General features: G+C 66.7%; 16 protein-coding genes and 1 riboswitch. Of the genes, 3 read left to right on the forward strand and 13 right to left on the reverse strand.

Annotation, left to right across the window (positions count from 1 at the left end; all coding sequences use genetic code 11):
- Positions 1-13: 13 nt before the first annotated feature.
- Complete coding sequence (locus tag ACWEFV_RS21730; protein ID WP_450071680.1) at positions 14-2,296, forward strand: substrate-binding domain-containing protein; 2,283 nt, start codon at positions 14-16, stop codon at positions 2,294-2,296.
- A gap of 154 nt (positions 2,297-2,450) precedes the next feature.
- Here ACWEFV_RS21730 and gcvP read toward each other — a convergent pair whose 3' ends face one another.
- The 11 genes from gcvP to secA2 form a co-directional block, all read right to left on the reverse strand.
- Positions 2,451-5,282 (reverse strand): aminomethyl-transferring glycine dehydrogenase, encoded by a 2,832-nt coding sequence (gene gcvP, locus ACWEFV_RS21735; RefSeq protein WP_450071681.1) that lies wholly within the window; start codon positions 5,280-5,282, stop codon positions 2,451-2,453.
- A gap of 153 nt (positions 5,283-5,435) precedes the next feature.
- Positions 5,436-5,534, reverse strand: a riboswitch (glycine riboswitch).
- Between the two features lie 106 nt (positions 5,535-5,640).
- Positions 5,641-6,261 carry a MerR family transcriptional regulator gene (locus ACWEFV_RS21740; protein WP_135455129.1) on the reverse strand — a complete coding sequence of 207 codons (621 nt, stop codon included), beginning with the start codon at positions 6,259-6,261 and terminating at the stop codon, positions 5,641-5,643.
- A gap of 255 nt (positions 6,262-6,516) precedes the next feature.
- Positions 6,517-7,011, reverse strand: coding sequence for a bifunctional nuclease family protein (locus ACWEFV_RS21745; protein ID WP_019346056.1), 495 nt, complete (start codon positions 7,009-7,011; stop codon positions 6,517-6,519).
- A gap of 123 nt (positions 7,012-7,134) precedes the next feature.
- The gene (ftsR, locus tag ACWEFV_RS21750; protein ID WP_450071682.1) at positions 7,135-7,887 is read right to left on the reverse strand and encodes a transcriptional regulator FtsR; all 753 of its coding nucleotides are present in this window, start codon (positions 7,885-7,887) and stop codon (positions 7,135-7,137) included.
- 3 nt (positions 7,888-7,890) lie between these two features.
- On the reverse strand, positions 7,891-8,370 hold the full coding sequence (gene garA, locus ACWEFV_RS21755) for a glycogen accumulation regulator GarA (RefSeq protein WP_036449747.1): 480 nt from the start codon (positions 8,368-8,370) through the stop codon (positions 7,891-7,893).
- 189 nt (positions 8,371-8,559) lie between these two features.
- The gene (gene gcvH, locus ACWEFV_RS21760) at positions 8,560-8,955 is read right to left on the reverse strand and encodes a glycine cleavage system protein GcvH (protein ID WP_450071683.1); all 396 of its coding nucleotides are present in this window, start codon (positions 8,953-8,955) and stop codon (positions 8,560-8,562) included.
- A 36-nt stretch (positions 8,956-8,991) separates the two neighbouring features.
- Positions 8,992-9,744: a DUF881 domain-containing protein gene (locus tag ACWEFV_RS21765; protein WP_450071755.1), complete on the reverse strand. Its 753-nt coding sequence runs from the start codon at positions 9,742-9,744 to the stop codon at positions 8,992-8,994.
- Positions 9,745-9,922: 178 nt separating this feature from the next.
- Positions 9,923-10,255, reverse strand: coding sequence for a small basic family protein (locus tag ACWEFV_RS21770; protein WP_003882035.1), 333 nt, complete (start codon positions 10,253-10,255; stop codon positions 9,923-9,925).
- 28 nt (positions 10,256-10,283) lie between these two features.
- Positions 10,284-11,183 (reverse strand): DUF881 domain-containing protein, encoded by a 900-nt coding sequence (locus ACWEFV_RS21775; protein ID WP_135455135.1) that lies wholly within the window; start codon positions 11,181-11,183, stop codon positions 10,284-10,286.
- Positions 11,180-11,803 (reverse strand): CDP-alcohol phosphatidyltransferase family protein, encoded by a 624-nt coding sequence (locus ACWEFV_RS21780; protein ID WP_135455137.1) that lies wholly within the window; start codon positions 11,801-11,803, stop codon positions 11,180-11,182. The genes ACWEFV_RS21775 and ACWEFV_RS21780 overlap by 4 nt, the downstream gene beginning before the upstream one ends.
- 10 nt (positions 11,804-11,813) lie before the next feature.
- Positions 11,814-14,171: an accessory Sec system translocase SecA2 gene (secA2, locus tag ACWEFV_RS21785; protein WP_450071684.1), complete on the reverse strand. Its 2,358-nt coding sequence runs from the start codon at positions 14,169-14,171 to the stop codon at positions 11,814-11,816.
- Positions 14,172-14,291: 120 nt separating this feature from the next.
- Here secA2 and ACWEFV_RS21790 point away from each other — a divergent pair, with 120 nt between their 5' ends.
- Both ACWEFV_RS21790 and ACWEFV_RS21795 read left to right on the forward strand, forming a co-directional pair.
- Positions 14,292-16,223: an ABC transporter ATP-binding protein/permease gene (locus tag ACWEFV_RS21790; RefSeq protein WP_450071685.1), complete on the forward strand. Its 1,932-nt coding sequence runs from the start codon at positions 14,292-14,294 to the stop codon at positions 16,221-16,223.
- Positions 16,224-16,264: 41 nt separating this feature from the next.
- A complete protein-coding gene (locus ACWEFV_RS21795) occupies positions 16,265-18,169 on the forward strand; it encodes an ABC transporter ATP-binding protein/permease (protein ID WP_450071686.1) in 1,905 nt (634 codons plus the stop codon).
- On the opposite strand, the gene ACWEFV_RS21800 is transcribed toward ACWEFV_RS21795, so the two are convergent.
- On the reverse strand, positions 18,166-19,641 hold the full coding sequence (locus ACWEFV_RS21800) for an FAD-binding protein (protein WP_450071687.1): 1,476 nt from the start codon (positions 19,639-19,641) through the stop codon (positions 18,166-18,168). The genes ACWEFV_RS21795 and ACWEFV_RS21800 overlap by 4 nt on opposite strands.
- A complete protein-coding gene (locus ACWEFV_RS21805) occupies positions 19,638-20,132 on the reverse strand; it encodes a VOC family protein (RefSeq protein ID WP_135455148.1) in 495 nt (164 codons plus the stop codon). Before ACWEFV_RS21805 ends, ACWEFV_RS21800 begins: the two co-directional genes overlap by 4 nt.
- Positions 20,133-20,219: the final 87 nt, after the last annotated feature.

A 20,219-nucleotide genomic window follows, 5' to 3' on the forward strand; every position in this document is an offset into this window, starting at 1 on the left:
ACAGGGGTTAGGAATGGGCAGGCACAGCATTCCCGACCCTGAGGATGCTCCCGACGAGCCGCATGTCGGCGAGCCCGGGTATTCCGACGGCTACGAACCTCCCCGCCGCGAGCAGTCACGGCGCGCCGCAGACGATTTCGACACGTCCGGGCATCAGGCCGATCGCGGGTACCGGGATGCACCGGCATACCGCGAAGAGCCTGACTACCGGGGCTACCGGGCCGAGCCCGATTACCGTGCGCCCCAGTACGCCGACGGTGACGACGACTACGAATCGGACTATCGCGAACCGTATGCCGATTACGACGAAGCGGACTACGTCGAGGCCGATTACGCCGACGCCGACGCCGACGGCGACGGTTACGAGGACGAGTACGTCGACGGTTACCGCGGCAAGTACGCCGATGCCGACGACGACTATGCCGCGGAGTACTCCGACGAGTATTCCGAGGGCGACTACGCCGATGATCAGCCGACCGCGCAGTTCGGCGCCGTCTCCGAGCCACCACCCCCGTCCGCCCCGTCGAGCCGCCAGCACGGCGGCGACTGGGACGGCGGCGAGTGGACCGGCAGCCACCGCGCCGTTCAGTCCGGGCGGCGCGGTGTCAGCGTCGGCGTGATCGTCGCGCTTTGCACCGTGGTGGCCGTGGTCGGCGCGATGATCCTGTGGAAATTCTTCGGTGACGTCCTCGCCGGCCGCAGCGATGCCGCGGCCGCGCGCTGCGTCGACGGCGAACTCGGAGTCGCCGTGATCGCCGACCCGACCATCTCGACGCACATCGAGGGACTGGCCAACACGTACAACGAGTCGGTCAGCCCCGTCGGTGACCGCTGCGTCAAGGTGCGCGTGCAGTCCGCCGAATCCGACCGGGTGGTCGGTGGCTTCGCCAACACGTGGCCGAGCGAGCTCGGCGACCGTCCGGCACTGTGGATTCCGGCCTCCAGCATCGCCGAGGCGCGGCTGGAGGCGACGGCAGGCGCCAAGGCCGTCAGCGACAGCCGCTCCCTGGTCACCTCACCGGTCCTGCTCGCGGTCCGTCCGCAGCTCAAGGACGCACTGGCACAACAGTCCTGGGCCACCCTGCCGCAACTGCAGAGCAGCCCGGCCGCGATGAACGCGCTCAAGCTGCCCGGTTGGGGCACACTCAAACTCGCGTTGCCGACCCGCAGCAACGGCGATGCCGCTCCCCTGGCCGCCGAGGCCGTCGCTGCGGCATCCGCCCCCGCGGGCGCGCCGGCCACCTCGGGCATGAGCGGCGTCAACAGCCTGCTCCGCGGGCAGCCCAAGCTCGACGACACCGAGCTGGGAACCGCCTTCGATGCGCTGCTCAATGCCTCCGATCCGGCGACCGCGCCGGTGCACGCGGTGGCCACCACCGAACAGCAGATCTTCCAGCGGGGCAGCTCGCTCGATGACGCCAAGGGCTCCCTGGCCGGCTGGGTGCCGCCCGGCCCGACGGCCACCGCCGACTACCCGACGGTTCTGCTGGCCGGAGACTGGCTGGAGAAGGAGCAGGTCACTGCGGCCAGCGAATTCGCCCGCTACCTGCGCAAGCCCGAGCAGCTCGCCGTGCTCGCCAAGGCCGGATTCCGGGCTGAGGGGACGACACCGCCGTCCAGCGATGTGACCGCTTTCGGTCAGCTGGCAGCGCCGTTGTCGATCGGCGACAACACCATGCGGGTGACGCTGGCCAACGCGACAGCTACGCCGACGGGAAGCCCCGCCGTCACCATCATGCTCGACCAGTCGATGCCGACCGAGGAGGGCGGCAAGTCCCGGTTGGCCAACGTGGTGGCTGCGCTCAACAGCCGGGTCAAGGCACTGCCGGACACCGCGGCGGTCGGCCTGTGGACCTTCGACGGCACCGAAGGCCGCTCTGACGTCTCGACGGGGCCGTTGGCCGAGCCGGTCGGCGGTGAGCGTCGCTCCGATGCGCTGACCTCGACGCTGGACCAGCAGTCGGCGTCCGGAGGCGGTGCGGTGTCGTTCACGACGCTGCGGATGGTCTACACCGAGGCGCTGTCGAAATATCGTGAGGGCCAGGCTAATTCCATTCTGGTGATCACCACCGGCCCGCACACCGATCAGAGCCTGGACGGGGCGGGACTGCAGGAGTTCATCCGCGGCGCATTCGACCCAGCCCGTCCGATCGCGGTCGACGTGATCGATTTCGGCAGCGGCTCGGACCGGACCACCTGGGAAGCCGTCGCACAGGCGAGCAGCGGCACGTATCAGCACCTCTCCAGCTCGACCTCGCCCGAACTGGCCACCGCCGTCAACACCATGCTGGGCTGAGCCTCACCACCCTGCCGCGCCCGTCCCCCGGTGACGCATCAACGCGCTGATGCGCCGCTTTCTACCCCAGGGCTGTTCGCCGCGACCGAGCGCAGCCTTGGGGTAGAAAGCGACGTACGAATCCCGCGACCGGTACACCGGCCGCGGGTCTGCATCAAGCGAATGCCTCGACCGGCGGGCAGGAGCACACGAGATTCCGGTCGCCATAGGCGCCGTCGATACGCCGCACCGGGGGCCAGACCTTGGGACGGTATCCCTTGCCCAACGGGTAGGCGGCCTGTTCGCGGGTGTACGGGTGATCCCAGTCGGCCACGAGCAGGCACTCGGCCGTGTGGGGAGCGCCGCGCAGCGGGTTGTCATCCACCGGCCACTCCCCCGAACCGACCCGGTCGATCTCGGCGCGAATCGCGATCATCGCGTCGCAGAACGCGTCGACCTCGGTCAGGCTCTCACTCTCGGTCGGCTCGACCATCAACGTGCCGGCCACCGGGAAGCTCATGGTCGGTGCATGGAATCCGTAGTCCGCGAGGCGCTTTGCCACATCGTCGACGGTCACGCCGGTGTCCTTGGTGATCCCGCGGAGGTCCAGGATGCACTCGTGGGCGACCATGCCGTTCTCGCCGGTGTAGAGCACCGGGTAGTACTCGTCGAGCCGGCGGGCCACGTAGTTGGCTGACGCGATCGCAGTCAGAGTCGCCTCCCGCAGGCCGTCGGCACCCATCATCCGGATGTAGGCCCAGGTGATCGGGAGGATCGACGCCGACCCGTACGGGGCGGCCGAGACCGTGTGCTCATCGGGCAGTTCGTCCGCGAGCGGATGGCCCGGCAGGAAGGGAGCCAGATGGGATCGAACCGCGACCGGCCCGACCCCCGGGCCGCCACCGCCGTGCGGGATGCAGAACGTCTTGTGCAGGTTCAGGTGGCTGACGTCACCGCCGAATCGGCCCGGCCGGGCCAACCCGACCAACGCATTGAGGTTCGCGCCGTCCACATAGACCTGGCCGCCCACGTCGTGCACCGCAGCGCAGATGTCGGCGACGTCGTGCTCGTACACCCCGTGCGTCGACGGGTAGGTGATCATCAGCGCCGCAACGCGATCCGCATGCTCGGCAATCTTCGCGCGCAGGTCGTCGAGGTCGACGTCGCCGTTCTCGCGACAGGCCACCACCACGACCCGCATCCCGGCCAGTGCCGCCGAGGCCGCGTTGGTGCCGTGTGCGCTCGACGGGATCAGGCAGAGGTCACGGTCGACGTCACCGCGGGAGACGTGGTAGGCCTTGATCGCCAGGAGTCCGGCGTACTCACCTTGCGAACCGGCGTTGGGCTGCAACGAAATCTGGTCGTAGCCGGTGATCCCGGTGAGCCAGTCCTGCAGATCGGCGATCAGTTTGCGCAGCCCCGGGTTGTCCGACGCCGGTGCGAATGGGTGCTGACTGCCGAATTCGGGCCAGGTGATCGGCTCCATCTCTGCGGCCGCGTTGAGCTTCATCGTGCAGGAGCCCAGCGGAATCATGCTGCGGTCCAAGGCAATATCCTTGTCCGCCAGCGACCGGAGGTAGCGCATCATCTCGGTCTCGGTGCGGTAGGAGTTGAATGCCGGATGAGTCAGGAACTCGGAGGTTCGCGTCAGGATGCCGGCGGACACCGGAGCGGCGGGCGAAACCTCGAACGCCTCCACGACCGCAGCCACATGCGCACCGGTGGTCGCCTCGTCGCAGGACACGGACACGTGGTCGGCGTCGACGCGCCACAGGTTGATCCCCTTGGCCTTGGCCGCAGCGATCACATCGTCGGCGCGTCCGGGAACCCGGGCCAGCACGGTGTCGAAGTACTTGTCGTGCACCAACGCGTCTCCGAGCGCGCCCGCGATGGCTGAGGCATGACCGTGCACGCGGCGGGCGATGGCGGTCAAACCCGGTGCACCGTGATAGCTGGCGTACATCGCGGCCATCACCGCCAGCAGCACCTGCGCGGTACAGATGTTGCTGGTCGCCTTGTCCCGGCGGATGTGCTGCTCACGAGTCTGCAGCGCCAGGCGGTACGCCGGGGCCCCGTCCGCGTCGACGGACACGCCGACCAACCGGCCCGGAAGCTGCCGGGCGTGCTTGGCGTGCACGGCGAGATAACCGGCGTGCGGACCGCCGAATCCCATTGGCACACCGAACCGTTGGCTGGTTCCGAAGGCCACGTCGGCCCCGATCTCCCCCGGCGGGGTGATCACGGTCAGCGCGAGCAGATCGGCGCCGACGGCGACGAGCGCGTCCCGCTCGTGGGCCGCACTGATCAGTCCAGCCCAGTCATCGACACGTCCGCTCGCTCCCGGCAGTTGCACGATGACGCCGAAGAACTCGCCGTCCGGAAGTCCCTGGCGCAGATCGGCCGTGACGATCTCGATGCCGAGCGGCTCCGCACGGGTGGCCAGCACGGCCGCGGTCTGCGCATACACGTCGGTGTCGACCAGCAGTCGATTCGCCTTCGACTTGGTCGCGCGGTGCATCAGCGTCATGGCCTCGGCCGCGGCGGTGCCCTCGTCGAGCATCGAGGCGTTCGCCACCTCGAGTCCGGTCAGATCCGACACCATGGTCTGGAAGTTCAGCAGCGCCTCGAGGCGGCCCTGGCTGATCTCGGGCTGATACGGCGTGTACGCGGTGTACCAGGCGGGGTTCTCAAGAATGTTGCGCCGCAGCACAGCGGGCGTGAAGGTGTCGAAGTAGCCCTGGCCGATCATCGAGACCGCGGTCGTATTGGAGTCGGCCAACGCGCGCAACTCGGCCAGCGACTCCTCTTCGGTGGCCGGCGCGGGCAGACCCTCCAGGCCCGGGGCGACACCACCGGAGGACAGCGCGTCGAGGATGCCTGCCGGAAGCGCCTTGGCGGCGAGCTCGTCGAGGGAGGCCACGCCGATCACGTCGAGCATGGTGCTGACGGCGGAGGCGTCCGGGCCGATGTGACGATCGGCGAAACGCGATTGATGCTGGTCGGACACGACACTCTCCTGAGGCGCAGACGTGCTCAGACGTCGTAGCAGTCCCTCTCCCTCTGTCGTCGACCCGGTCCGGGCGCCTGAGAGATTCAGCCCCGGTACAGGACTTTTCCCCATGGGCGGGTACCCGATGGGCACCACTTTCCAGAGGCATCGGGGCCTGGCGCGGTCCTGGGTGCCTGAGAGGTTGACGGAGAGGTATTGCTCCTTCGGCGTCCGTGGCTGGCTGTCACGAAACTCTCCCGCACGAGGGCGATGCGTCGATAATTCTACCGGCCGCTCACCTATGCCCGCGAACAGACGCGCAGCTGCCCCACATCGCTGGATGCGGGGCAGCTAGGTGTCTGTTCGCGAGGGGAGATCAGCCGATCTTGCGGTCGCGGCTTTTGCGGCGCGACGCCAACTCATCCTCGGGTGATGCGATGGACTCGCCGCCGTCGGCACGCTCGCCCGGGAAGTCGGCGATGGTGCCGGTCAACTCACGCATGGCGCCGGATACCGCGATGCCGAACACGCCCTGGCCGCCCTGCAGCAGATCGACAACCTCTTCGGCCGAGGTGCACTCATAGACCGTGGTGCCGTCGGAGAACAGGGTGATGTTGGCCAGATCCTGCACGCCCCGCTGACGTAGGTGGTCGACCGCGACCCGGATGTTGTGCAACGAGATACCGGTGTCCAGCAACCGCTTGACGATCTTGAGGACCAGGACGTCCTTGAACGAATACAGGCGCTGGCTGCCCGAGCCGGCCGCGCCGCGGATCGAGGGAACCACCAGGGAGGTGCGGGCCCAGTAATCGAGCTGCCGGTAGGTGATACCGGCGATCTGGCATGCACTGGGACCGCGGTAACCGACCAGTTCGTCGGGCACCGAATCGTCGGGGAACAGGCCTCCCTGCACGGGTTCGCCAGATGGCCTGACGGGCGGCTCCGCGCCGCTCCCGGTGGTCAGATCCAGCTCTTCCTGCCGTGGCGTGTCACCCACTGTGAATCCTCTCGCCGTTCGAACTCGCACGCACCGTACTCCTATGTCCTGCAACGCGGCGATCTCTGCCGCGACGGTTTGCTGCGAGCTCGAATGTGTCGAGCATACGCTTCCCGCCGGGCCCTGATTGCCCGCTGCGAAGAAAGTATGGCGCCCGAATTCCCGCCGGATTGTCTCCCGCGCCGCGTGTTGACACCGGTATGCGCACTTGAGACGTATCCGTGATCTGCGGCCGCGCAGCGGGGGGCGGGACGGTCATGTCGCCTTGAAGTCGTCCGGCGAAACGCTGTCCAGGAACTCCTTGAACTTCTCCACCTCGTCCTCACGGACGGTGCCTGCGGCTTCTTCGTCGTTCTCGTCGGGAATCAGCAGGCCGGCCTCGGCAAGCACCGCTTCCTCCACGTAGATCGGCACGCCGACGCGCAGGGCGATCGCCACCGAGTCCGACGGCCTGGCCGAGACCTTGATGTCACGGTCGAAGATCAGGTCGGCGTAGAAGGTGCCTTCCTGCAGGTCCACGATCCGCACCTCCTTGAGCGAATGCCCAAGGGCGGCAATGACATCTCGGATCAGGTCGTGAGTGAGAGGCCGGGTGGGTTCGACACCCTGCTGTTCCAGCGCGATCGCGGCGGCCTCCGACTGCCCGATCCAGATCGGTAGGTAACGGTCACCGTTGGACTCCCGCAAAAGCAACACGGGTTGGTTCTGCGGTTGCTCCACCCGAATGCCGACCACGCGAACCTCAGCCATCTGTGCCTGCCCTCCGCACCGCCGTGCCGTTTCGTCGAATCTTCGTCCGTCGCGCAGTCCGCCAGTTACCGATCGCCAGGGGTCCCGACTTAGACGAACTGGCCGTCGAAACGAGTCTAGTCCTCAGCGATCCAGAACGTCGCGTACGGCGGACTTGATCAGAGACGTGTGCAAAGTGATGGCCAAGGCGGCCACTTCACGAGCCAGATCGTCGGCTCGGTCGCGGGCTCCGGCCTTGCCCGCCTTGCCCACTGGGCCTGCGATCTGGGCGATCAGATCGGATTGCCGGTCGGCCGCGGAGCGGAATGCCCGCAGGTGTCGGGGCTCGACGCCGTAGTCGCCCAGGGCCCGCGCACACTGGGCGATCACCACGGAATGTTCATCGAAAAACCCGGCGGGCCCGGCGATGATGATGCCGTTGCGGACCAGCGCCCCCAGCGTCTCATCGTCGATGCCCGACCGGGCCAACAGGTCTTCGCGGGACAGCCGTACATGGGTCGGCGCCACCGCCGCGACGACGGCAGCCCCGGACCCGGCCGCATCGGCGCCATCACCGGATACCGGCACCAGACGCGGTACCCCGTAGGTGGATCCCGCCTGAGGCAGCTCCCCGTCGGGTAGCGCGTCCAGCTGCGCCTTGATCACCTTCAACGGCAGATACTGGTCACGCTGCGCGGTCAGGATGAATCGCAACCGCGCACAGTCGTACGCCGTGAACCGCCGGTACCCCGACGCCGTCCGCTGCGGCGTCACCAGCCCCTCGGCCTCAAGGAACCGAATCTTGGAGATGCTGATGTCCGGAAAGTCGCCCCGGAGCAGGTCCAGCACTGCGCCGATCGACATCCCGGCCAGTGCAGGTCTGTCGGGGGCAGTCATCGGCTAGCTGGTCTGGCCGCTGTCGTCGTCAGAACGAGGGCCCGTCAGGAACACCAGGCGGAACTTCCCGATCTGCACTTCGTCACCATTGGCGAGTACGGCCGAATCGACCGGCTCGCGGTTGACGTAAGTTCCGTTGAGGCTGCCGACGTCGACAACCTGGAACTCACCGCTCTCCAACCGGAACTCGGCGTGCCGACGGCTCACCGTGACGTCATCGAGAAAAATATCGCTGTCCGGGTGGCGCCCCGCCGAGGTCGTCGGCTGATCGAGCAGAAAACGCGATCCGGCGTTCGGTCCGCGCTTGACGACGAGCAATGCCGAGCCCGCGGGCAGGCCCTCGACACCGGAAACGGCGCCTTCGGTACCGGCCGTCGCGGGCGCATCCAGTTCGTTCAGAAAGTCCGCGCGGAAAACCGATGTGGTTTCCACCGTCACGTCTTCCGACTGGTCGGCCCCCAAATTGCTGTCCTTGTCCGTCACCCGCTGCTCCTCACTGGCTGCTGTGGCGTTGCCCGGCGTGGCCCCAGCCCATCGTCGGTCTCACGTCGACCGTACCGCGCATCAGCCATCATTGGGTCCACCACCGCCGGATCCGATGGTGAAGATATCTGCGCGCAGGTTACGGCCCAACCGGTCTTTGCGACCGGCCCTCGAAACCCTAACAATTCCTTACTCGGTCACGGCGGCGCGGTAGCCGTCCGCGTCGAGCAAACCGGCCAGGGCGTCCTCGATCGTGCCCTCCTCGAGCCGCAGATCGACCAGCCAGCCTTCGCCGTAGGGGTCGGAATTGACCAGCTGCGGACTGCCGTCCAGATCACCGTTGACCGCAACGACTTTCGCCGCCACGGGGGCGTACAGGTCCGACACCGACTTGGTCGACTCGACCTCGCCGAACGCGTCACCGGAGGCCAGCTGGGCCCCGACTTCGGGCAGTTGGACGAACACCACATCGCCGAGTGCGGACTGCGCGTAATCGGTGATGCCGACGCGCACCGTGTCGGCACCGGTACGCGACACCCACTCGTGCTCCGAGGTGTAGTACAGGTCGGCTGGGATCTCGCTCACGGTGCTCCTTATGGTCGGGAGAGTTGGTTGCTCTGCTCACTTGACGGGCTGAGCGTATTGGCGTGGTTTCGGTTGCCGCAAGGCGGTGACGTCGACGCGCTCGGCTTGTTGTACCACCATCGTGCCGCCGACACGTTTCACACTGTCCATTGCCCCGCCGGGAATGTTCATCGCGGCCGCCAGCGTGGGCGGATCCCCTATCACCAGAACCGAATACGGCGGCCGCAGGGTCACATCGTCGACCGTGAGCTGCCCGGGGGTGCCGATGATCCAGGTGTCGAGGCCCACCCGCACGGCGGATTGCTGATCCCCGCCGCGGATCTCGACGGCCTCGGCGCCGGCCGCGCGCAGCTCGTTGATCACATCGAGCATGGTCTCGGCGGGCACCCCGGGCGCATTGTCTTCTATGGTGAGCGTCACTCCGGGACCCGTCGCAGCCACCGTCCCGATCTGGATGGACAGCGCCTCCAGCCGGGACTGGGCATTCTCGATCGCGGCCTGATCACTGCTGCCCGAGGCCTGCAACTGTTGCAGTGTCCGCTGTAGATCGCCGACCTCGGTGTTGAGCGAGGCTTCACGTTGCTGCAGGGAATCGAGCAGCACGAGCAGATCCGCCGGCCGCGCGGTCTCCAGCGAATCCCCCGACTCGTTCTGGCGGACCTGCGTGACGATCGCCATACCGAGCAGGATGCACAACAGCACGCCGAGACCGCCGAACACGAGCTGCGTGCGGCTGCGGCGCACGATTCGCAGATTCCGGAACCGGCGTGGCGAGACATCCGCGGGCATCTCATGACGGCCGTGGTGCTCGGCGTGGTGTTCGGGCTTGTGTTCGGGCTTGTGTTCGGGCTTGTGTTCCGCCTCGGCCTCCGGCTGAGGCTCCGGCCGGTCTTCGGGCTGGTCCGGTTCGGTGGTGCCGGACGGCGGGTCCGGCTCGGCCGGGGGTTTGGACTCCGATTCGCTCATGTCAGGCGCCGAACAACCTGCGCCGCAGTGCGGCGGCATTACCGAAGATCCGGATACCGAGAACCACGATGATCGCCGTCGACAACTGGGTACCGACACCCAGCTGATCGCCGACATACACGATCAGCGCCGCCACCAACACGTTGAACACGAACGACACCACGAACACCTTGGCGTCGAATATCCGCTCCAGATATGCCCTCAACCCGCCGAAGACCGCGTCCAGCGCGGCCACCACCGCGATCGGAAGGTACGGTTCGACGAACTCGGGAACGCTCGGATGGAACACCAATCCGAGCACGATCCCGACGACCAGTGCGACGATCCCGATCATCTAACGGTCAATCCTGTGCACGTCAGGCCTATCCAATCTGTTTGGCGAAGTTGACATCCCGTACCGACACCGCGGGCACGGTCAGACCGTCGCCCGCGCTCACGTTCGCCCCGACCCCGTAGGAAGTCTCCAACAACCGCAGCCGCTGCAGACCCGGAGTGCGATCGAACGTATCGGCCATCCCCTTCGGCGGTCCGATGGCCACAATGACATACGGACTCGTGATCGGCTGGTTGTCGACCAGAATCCCGCCACCCGCCTGGCGGATCGTGACGCCGGCGCCGACCCGCACCCCGCCCACCGAAACCGCCTCTGCCCCACTGGCCCACAGTGAGTTCACCACCAGCTGCAGGTCCCGGTCGAGGATGATCTGCTGATTACCGGCGACCCGCTGTTTGGACACGTCGCTGAGGTCCTTTGACAGACCCGGATCCGTGACCGTGACGGTCAGCCCGGGACCGATCATCGGAATGGCGGCCGCTTCGATGTTGGCCGTGTCCAGACTGCCGAGCAACCGCTGGCCGTTCTCATCCATGCCGAGCCTGCTGCGCCGCTCGGCGTCCAGCTGATCGACGAGCGCGTCGCGCTCGGTACTGGCCGTGTCGGCACCGGCCTGAGCCGCTCGAACCCGCCCGGCGAGCGTGTGCTGGGCAACGCGTGCGGCCGGGGCCGCCGTCTGAGCCTGCCCCGCTGCGACCGCAAACACCGTGGCAATCGCGCCTGCGCCCACCAGCAACCACCCGATATCGGTGAACCGCCGGCGGGGCCGGTCACCGGCCTCACGTGCGGCAGCGGCCGCGGCATAGCCCGGGTCGAGGTGCTCCGACAGCAATGACCGCAGGAGCGAGGGCAGCGGAATGCGCTTGGGGGCGTGGGCCTCATGGTCGTTGAGCCCTGCCCCCGACTCGTAGCCGCCCAGGGTGCTCATGATCTGACGGGGAGTTGTCGCACCACCATCGTCACCTGGATCAGGTAGAGCACCGCAGACCACAGGTACAACGCCACGCCCCACAGCAGGAAGGCCCATCCGCAGGCCAGTGCCACCCGGCTCCACGTCGTGTCCCACTGACCGAGCAGCACCCACGGGAAGGCCGACATCAGGGCAAAGGTCGCGGCCTTGCCCACATACGTCACCGGCAGCGCCGTCAGGCCCCGGCGACGCAGGATCGGCAGCGTGGCGGCGAGCAGCACATCGCGGCCCAGCAGGGTCAGCACCAACCACCACGGCACCACGCCGTACAGCGCCAGGGCGACCGGAACCGTGACCATGTAGATCCGGTCGACGAGCGGATCGAGCAGCTCGCCGAGCCGCGACGACTGATTGTCGACCAGGCGCGCGATCTTCCCGTCGGCCCAGTCGGAGAAGCCGCTGAACATCAGGACCGCTACGGCCCACCCGTTGGCGTGCGCACCGAACAGCAGCCACAGGAACACCGGTACCAGCAGCAGGCGCAGCACACTGAGCGCGTTCGGCACGGTGAATACCCGGTCGCGTGCGTCAGTCGGCGGCGGTGCGCTCCTGCCCTCCGGAGCAGGCGCGTGGTCCATGCCTTAAAACCTAGCGGAACACGCCCGGCAGGCTCAGTGCCGACATGGTGTCGTCGTTGAGCGGATTGTCGTGGACCATGTACGTCCACGTCGACGTCGGCCGCGCGAGCTTGGACAGATCGATGCCCGGTTCGGCCTCGATCTCCTCCGCCGTGTCGAAGGTCTGCTGGGCGGCCTCGATGGCATCGGCGGCCAGCGAGGCGAAGGCGTCGACGGCCATCCGGTGGAATTCGTCGAGCGGGTTCTGGCGACCCAACGCCCGCAGGTGGATGCTCTCCCGGATGTCGGCGAGGAAGGCCAGATGGTCACACCAGCCGCGGTCCAGGTGGTAGAGCATGATCAGCCGGCAGATCTTCTCCAGCTTCTCCTCGCCGTCCTCCCCCAGTTCCTCGGCCAGCTTGGCGTAGCGCTCCGGTGACCGGGCCTGAAGCTCCTGGCGTGCGGTGTCGGTGCGCAGCAGGGTTTCGCGGCGGTCCACGATGATGGCGCGCTGCTGCGCGATCAGCTGGTTGTAACGCCAGGTGTTGGCGTGCACGTCGAGCAGCCGGCCCTCGGCGACGCGCTGCGCGTGGTCGAGCAGACCCGCGGCCTTGGGCGCGGTGATCCGGCCGTCCTCGTCGGTTTCAGTCGGCAGCTTGGTGTCGTCGAGGTGGGAGGCCACGACCTCGTCCTCCCAGCTGGAGAAGAAGACCGTGGACCCGGGGTCGCCCTGGCGCCCGGACCGTCCGCGCAATTGGTTGTCGAGGCGTTCGGTGTGGTGACGGCCCGTGCCGACCACATGCAACCCGCCGAGATCGGCCACCTTCTGCTTTTCCGGCGAGTCGTCGGCCGCATCGGATCCGCCGAGCCGGATGTCGGTGCCGCGACCGGCCATCTGGGTGGACACCGTGACCGAGCCCAGCTTGCCCGCCTCGGCGATCACGGCCGCCTCCTCGGCGTCGTTCTTGGCGTTGAGCACGACGGCGGGTACGCCCGCCTTGACCAGCCTGCGGTGCAGGTCCTCGGACTCGGCCACGTCGTGGGTACCGACGAGCACGGGTTGACCGGTCTCGTGCACCTCGGCGATGTGTTCGACGATGGCGTGGTTCTTGGCCGCCTCGGTGAGATAGACCCGGTCCGTCTCGTCCTCGCGGACGTTGGGCTTGTTCGGCGGGATCGGCGACACCCCGAGCTTGTAGAACTGGCGCAGCTGCTCGCCGGCGGCCAGCGCGGTACCCGTCATGCCGCAGACGGTCGGGTACCGGTTGACCAGTGCCTGCACCGTGATGGTGTCGAGCACCTCACCGGTCTCGGTGGTCTCGATGTCCTCCTTGGCCTCGACGGCGGCCTGCAGGCCGTCCGGCCAGCGCTGCAGCGAGGCGATCCGGCCACGGGACGCGTTGATCAGGTGGACCGCGCCGTCACGGACGATGTAATGCACATCGCGCTGCAGCAGCACGTGCGCGTGCAGCGCGACGTTGACCTCGGTGAGCGTGGTGGCGACGTGTTCCTCGGAGTACAGGTCGATATTGCCCAGGCGGGCCTCGAGCTTGCGGGCCCCGGCCTCGGTGAGGTGCACGTTGCGGTTGTCGTCGTCGGTCGCGAAGTACTCGTCAGAACCGGTTCCGCTGATCAGCTCGCCGACCATCCGGATGATCTCGACGCGCGGCTGTTCTCGGTGACTGGTGCCGGCCAGCACCAGCGGCACCAGCGCCTCGTCGACCAGCACCGAGTCCGCTTCGTCGATGAGGGCCACGTCGGGATTCGGAGAGACGAGGTCGGCGACGTCGGTGACCAGCTGATCGCGCAGCACGTCGAAGCCGATCTCGTTGACCGAGGCGTAGGTGATGTCGCACTCGTAGGCCGCGCGGCGCTGCTCGGCGGTGGAGTCGGCGGTGATCCAGCCGACCGTGAGCCCCAGCGCCTCCAGCAGCGGGGTCATCCACTCGGCGTCGCGGCGCGCCAGGTAGTCGTTGATGGTGATGACATGGACGTGCCTGCCGCCGATCGCGTAGCCGGCCGCCGCGATCGCCCCGGCCAGGGTCTTGCCCTCACCGGTGGCCATCTCCACGACGTCCCCGGCAAGCATGCGCAGTGCTGCCAGCAGCTGCACATCGAAGGGACGCAGGGAGGTCGTTCGATCGGCAGCTTCCCGCGCCAGTGCCAGGAATTGCGGCATGTCCGCGGACGCGGCCAGGTCCTGCAGTTCGAGCAGCTTGGCGGCCTTGGTGAGCTGCTCGTCATCGAGTCCGGCAGCCTTGTCCTCGAATTCGGCAGCTCCCTTGACCTCGGAGAGCGACCGGGCCTGATTCCGCTCGGTGGTGGCCCCCAATAGCTTCCAGAACTTGCTGCTCACGCGGCCCGGTTTGGCGCTGGACGTCTTCGGCACATGTTCACGGTACGCGGACGCGGCGGATGCCTTTGAGCGTGACCCCGAACCGCATCGGCGGAGCCATGTCCTGGGACGTCCGACCCGGCTCATGCCAGTTGGTAGGGGTACTTTGCCCGCATGGAGATGTTCACCCCAACTCTCGACTGGGGCAGCGAGCTGCCGACATCGCTGATGTGGATCGCCAAGGGTTGGCTGATCGCAGCGGTGTCGACGATGGTGATCCTGTTCCTGATCGCACGCTTCACCGAATGGGGCAGGCAGTTCTGGCGCGTCAGCAGCGGTTACTTCACCGGCGCTGCGAGCGTCAAGGTGTGGGTGTGGCTCGCCGCGCTGCTGCTGTCGGTGATCACGAGTGTGCGGCTCAATGTGCTGTTCAGTTTCTATGGCAACGACCTGATGACCAGCTTCCAGGTCATTGCATCCGGCATCTCCAGCGGCAACGAAGCAGTGAAGGTGTCCGGTCGGGACGGCTTCTGGTTGGCAATGACCGTCTTTGCCATCCTGGCAGTCCTCAACGTCGGCCGGATCATGCTCGACCTGTACATGTCGCAGCGTTTCATGCTGCGCTGGCGCGCCTGGCTCACCGACCAGCTCACCTCCGACTGGCTGGACGGCAAGGCCTACTACCGAGCCCGCTTCATCGACGGCACGATCGACAACCCGGATCAGCGCATCCAGTCCGATATCGACATCTTCACGGGCAGCACCGACTCCCTGCCCAACAGGCCGAGCAACACCTCGACAGCGACGTTGTTGTTCGGCGCGATCAATGCCATCGCTTCGATGATTTCGTTCACCGCGATTCTGTGGAATCTGTCGGGCGAGATCACCCTGCCTTTCGTCGGAATCGACCTCCCCAGGGCGATCTTCTGGATCGGAATCGTGTACGTCCTGTTCGCCACAGTCGTGGCGTTCTGGCTCGGCCGGCCAATCATCGCTTTGTCGTTCAACAACGAGAAGTACAACGCCGCGTTCCGGTATGCACTGGTGCGCCTACGCGACGCATCGGAGGCCGTGGCGTTCTACCGCGGCGAACTCGCCGAGCGCACCGGGCTGCGGCACCTGTTCGCCCCCGTCATCGTGAACTACAAGCGCTATATCAACCGAATGACAAAGTTCCTCGGCTGGAACCTGACGATCGGCCAGGCCCAGGAGCTGATCCCGTACGCCGTTCAATTCCCGCGGTTCTACAGCGGCGAGATCACGCTCGGCGCACTCACACAGACTGCCACGGCGTTCCGCAGTCTGCTGGATGGCCTGTCGTTCTTCCGCGGCGCCTACGACAACTTCGCCGGCTACCGCGCCGCCATCATCCGCCTCCACGGGCTGGTCGTCTCCAACGAGGAGGCCAGAGAACTGCCCGAGGTGACCACCACTCCATGTGTGGACGGCACCGTGAAGCTCTCCGACATCGAGGTCCGCACACCCGACGGCAGGCAACTCGTCAACCCGCTCGACCTGCACCTTCAGGTGGGTGAAACGTTGGTGATCACCGGGCCTTCGGGCAGCGGCAAGACCACGCTGCTGCGCAGCCTCGCCGAACTGTGGCCGTTCACGTCGGGCACGCTGACCCGCCCGTGCGGCCCCAACGAAACCATGTTCCTCTCGCAGTTGCCGTACGTCCCACTCGGCGACCTTCGGGCGGTGGTGACCTATCCGGGTGAGGAAGGTGCCGTCGACGACGAGACGCTCAAGCGAACCCTCGACGAGGTGGCCCTGCCGCATCTGGTCAGCCGGCTTGACGAGGTGCAGGACTGGGCCAAGGTGCTGTCTCCCGGTGAGCAACAAAGGATTGCGTTCGCCCGGATCCTGCTCGTCAAGCCCAAGGTGGTGTTCCTCGACGAGTCGACGTCTGCGCTCGACGAAGGCCTTGAGTACATGCTGTATCAACGGGTGCGCACGGATCTGCCGAACACCATCCTGGTCAGCGTCAGCCACCGCACGACCGTCGAGCAGCACCACACCCACGAACTCCAGTTGCTCGGAGACGGGGAGTGGCGACTCGGCCGGATCGAGGACGACGCGGCCGACCTGGTCAAGCAACCCTGATACCGGCAACCAAACCGGGCGGTTCCCGGTAGTTTTCGGCCATGGAGATGTTCACCCAGTCACTGGACTGGGGCAACGAGATCCTTGCGTCGCTGTTCTGGGTCCTCAAGGCGTGGGCGATCGGCGCGGTGGCAGTGGTGGCCGTCCTGGCCGTGCTGGCTCGCATCACCACCTGGGGCCGTCAGTTCTGGCGGGTTACCGGTGGCTATTTCGTTGGGCGCCAGAGCATTCCGGTGTGGGCACTGCTCGGAGTTCTGCTCTTGTCGGTGATGCTCTCGGTGCGCATGGACGTGTTGTTCAGCTACTACCTCAACGACCAGACCACGGCCCTGCAGGTGGCGTTCTCCGGTGCCGGTTCGGGCGATGAAGCGGTGCGCCGCTCGGGAATCGACGGTTTCTGGCACTCGATCCTGATCTTCGCGATGTTGGTGACGGCGGACATCACCCGCACTTTGCTCGACCTGTATCTGATGCAGTACTTCATCGTTCGGTGGCGGGTCTGGCTCACCAACCGGCTCACCGGCGACTGGCTGGACCAACGCGCCTACTATCGCGGCCGATTCATCGGCGGGTTCGGCGGCAACCCGATCGACAACCCGGATCAGCGCATCCAGCAGGACATCGATGTCTTCACCACCGGTACCGGCCCCGAGACCAACACGCCGACCGTCGCCACCGCGCAGACGCTCATGTTCGGATCGGTGTACTCGATCGTGTCGGTCGTCGCGTTCACGCCGATCCTGTGGGATCTGGCCGGCCCGTTGACGATTCTGGGCATCACGGTGCCGAAGGCGTTGTTCTGGATCGCGCTGGTGTGGGTGGCGATGACAACCGTCGTGGCGATCTGGATCGGCAGGCCGATGATTCGCCTGACGTTCCGCAACTCACTCACCAACGCCGCGTTCCGGTACGCACTCGTGCGCGTCCGTGACGGCGCCGAGGCAGTCGGCTTCTATCACGGCGAAAATACCGAACGTGCCACGCTCGCAGACCGATTCGCCAGGGTCATCGCCAATTACCGCAGGCTCGTGCTCCGGGGAGTCGCGTTTCTCGGCTGGAATCGGTCGATCAACCAGATCATCGACCCTCTCCCGCTGATCATCCAGGCGCCACGGTTGTTCGCGGGTCAGCTGACGTACGGCGACGTCCTGCAGTCGTCGAGTGCCTTCAACCGGGTGCAGAGTTCGCTGAGCTTCTTCCGCTCGGTGTACGACGCATTCGCGGGCTACCGGGCCGCCATCATCCGCCTCGACGGTCTCGTCACCGCGAACGAACAGGCAAGGGCGCTACCGCGATTGGATACCGGGGTGAGCACCAACGGCGGAGTCGAGCTCGAGGATGTCGAAGTGCGGTCACCCGAGGGCGACCTGCTTCTGCACGATCTCGACATGAAATTGGCGCCCGGCGATTCGCTGGTCATCACCGGGCCGTCCGGTACCGGGAAGACGACGCTGTTGCGCAGCCTGGCACGGCTGTGGCCGTACGGATCCGGCACGGTGCGTTATCCCGAGCAGGGCGGGGTGATGTTCCTGTCCCAACTCCCCTACGCCCCACTGGGTGATCTACGGACAGTGGCCTGCTATCCCTCACCGGCCGGCACCTACAGCGACGACGAGATCCGGGCAGCGCTCGACGCGGTCGCGCTGGGCAACCTGACCTCCCGGCTGGACGAAGAGGCCGATTGGGGAAAGGTGCTGTCCCCGGGCGAACAGCAGCGGATCGCATTCGTCCGGGTTCTGCTGGCCAAACCGTCGGCGGTGTTCCTCGACGAAGCCACCTCGGCACTCGACGCCGGCCAGCAGTACGCGTTGTACACGACGCTGCGCACCGAGCTGCCCGACTGCATCGTGGTCAGCATCAGCCATCGTGACAGCGTCAACCGGCTCCACGACCGTCGCCTGGAACTGCTCGGCGACGGCCGGTGGAACCTCGCGTCCGTGAACTAGCGCGCCGCCGCGTGCGTACCGGCGCGGCGACCGAAGAAAGAACCTTCGCCGAGCTGCACGCCGCTGGCGTACCCCTCGCCGTCCTGGGCGATGTTGGATGCGCAGGCCCCCGCCGCATACAGGCCTGAGATAACGCTGCCGTCCTCCCGCAGGACCTCGCCGTCGATCGATACCGTCAGCCCGCCCATGGTGAATCCCGAGTACATGGCGACGCCGAGCGACAGGTCGAAGGCCGCGTACGGTCCCGTGTCCTGTGCGGCGATGTAGTCGGGTTGCTTGTGGAAGTCGGGATCCTCGCCGTCGGCCGCGTTCTTGTTGTAGCGGTCCAACGTCGCCGCCAGGTTCCCGGACGGAATGCCCAGCGCCGCTTCGACGTCGGCGACCGTCTCGTAGCCGTCGATGAACTTGATCAGCGGCATGGCCGGCATCTCCATGTGCGCCTCGTCCACGATGAGGTACGCCTGCTGATCGGGCTGCCGCAGGACGAACGCCGAGGTACGTGAGTGGTAGGAATCCTCCGCGACGAAGCGCTGTCCCTGGTTGTTGACGATGACGCCGGTCAGCAGGATCTCCGGTGGGTAGGCCGCGGCGGTGATGAACAGCTGATCCATGCCGTTGGCCACGCCGCCGGCCGCGACACCCATCCGGATACCGAGGCCGTCGTCGTTGGGGTTGCCCAGGATGTAGGGCTCGACCTCACCGTGGTGCTTGGTGCGACGCTTCTTGCCGAGCGCCGGGGTGTATTCGGCGACCATCTCGGGGTTCATCGCGAACCCGCCCGCGGTGATGATGACCGATTTCGCCTTGATGCAACCGGTTTCGCCGAAGTGCTTCCACTTGACGCCGACCACCGCTCCGTCGTCCACGATCAGGTTGGTGGCCCCGATCTCGTAGCGGATCGTGACGCCCAGTGCCTCAGCGCGTTTCAGCAGGAGGTCGATCACCATCGCGGCGCCGCCCAACTCCCCCGGCACCGGCACGGAGTGTCCGCGGGGAGCCGGCTGGGCCTGTTCGGTGAACGGCCAGACCTTCTCGTTGCCGGTGTAGGACAGCCCCTCGGTACCGGGCGGCACCACCACCTTGCCCGGGTAGAAGCTGCGCTCGAACTGGAAACCCAGCGCCTCAAGCCAATTGAAGTGCTCCACGCTGCCTTCGCTGTAGGCGCGGATCTTGTCCAGATCAGGTTCGCGGGACACGGCGACCAGGTACTTGTACATCTCTTCGGCGGTGTCCGGGTGCCCGGTCGCCTCCTGCACGGCGGTCCCGCCACCGAGATAGAAGTGCCCGCCCGCCATCGAGGTGGTACCGCCGGCCGCCGCCGCCTTCTCCAACACCAGGACGCGGGCGCCCTGTGCTGCGGCACTGACCGCTGCGCAGCCTCCGGCGATGCCGAACCCGATCACCACGACGTCGAACTCGTCGGACCAGGATTCGACGTCCGCAGCCTCGACGACCTCGGGGATTTCCTTCACTGCTGCTCCTGTTTCACATACTCGAAGAACGCCCGGATCTCGGGCGGAATGTAAGCGATCTCCAGATACGGCACCCCGGCCGCCGCGGCCGACAGGTAGGCGAATCTCATGCCCCCAGGCATGACTCCCTGGCAGACAACGGGTGTCCCGCCGCCTTCGGCGTCCCGCAGCTTTGCCTCGAACGCCTCGGGATCGGCCGCCTCGATGCAGATGTGGTGCAGGCCCGCCCCGTGGCGATCCAGGAACTCGGTGTAGACGCTCTCGCCGCGTACCGGCGCGATGAGCTCCAACTGGGTGTCACCGGCGTAGCTCAGCGAGATGTCGGCCACGAAATCGGCGGGCCGGCCGCGGTAGCTGCAGGCCTCGGGGCTGAAGTGCACCGCGGGCATACGCACCCACCGGCGCGCCCCCAGCAGGGTGGTCAGCGCCTGTTCGGTGGCGTCCAGATCGGCGGTGACCCAGGCAATCTGGACAGGTGTCTGATCAAACATCGCCATGAGAATATCGCCCACCCGGCGCGAACGCTAGAACGTGTTCTAGTTCTGCGATTCGCCCCGCCCATGACGTACACCCCCGGG

It is taken from the genome of Mycobacterium sp. NPDC004974 (genome assembly GCF_053600815.1).

Coding starts and splice junctions, on each gene's coding strand:
- ACWEFV_RS21805 (WP_135455148.1), bottom strand. CDS start 20,132: ATGTTTGATCAGACACCTGTCCAGATTGCCTGGGTCACCGCCGATCTG.
- ACWEFV_RS21790 (WP_450071685.1), top strand. CDS start 14,292: ATGGAGATGTTCACCCCAACTCTCGACTGGGGCAGCGAGCTGCCGACA.
- ACWEFV_RS21775 (WP_135455135.1), bottom strand. CDS start 11,183: ATGAGCACCCTGGGCGGCTACGAGTCGGGGGCAGGGCTCAACGACCAT.
- ACWEFV_RS21765 (WP_450071755.1), bottom strand. CDS start 9,744: ATGCCCGCGGATGTCTCGCCACGCCGGTTCCGGAATCTGCGAATCGTG.
- ftsR (WP_450071682.1), bottom strand. CDS start 7,887: ATGACTGCCCCCGACAGACCTGCACTGGCCGGGATGTCGATCGGCGCA.
- ACWEFV_RS21745 (WP_019346056.1), bottom strand. CDS start 7,011: ATGGCTGAGGTTCGCGTGGTCGGCATTCGGGTGGAGCAACCGCAGAAC.
- ACWEFV_RS21730 (WP_450071680.1), top strand. CDS start 14: ATGGGCAGGCACAGCATTCCCGACCCTGAGGATGCTCCCGACGAGCCG.
- ACWEFV_RS21770 (WP_003882035.1), bottom strand. CDS start 10,255: ATGATCGGGATCGTCGCACTGGTCGTCGGGATCGTGCTCGGATTGGTG.
- ACWEFV_RS21795 (WP_450071686.1), top strand. CDS start 16,265: ATGGAGATGTTCACCCAGTCACTGGACTGGGGCAACGAGATCCTTGCG.
- ACWEFV_RS21780 (WP_135455137.1), bottom strand. CDS start 11,803: ATGGACCACGCGCCTGCTCCGGAGGGCAGGAGCGCACCGCCGCCGACT.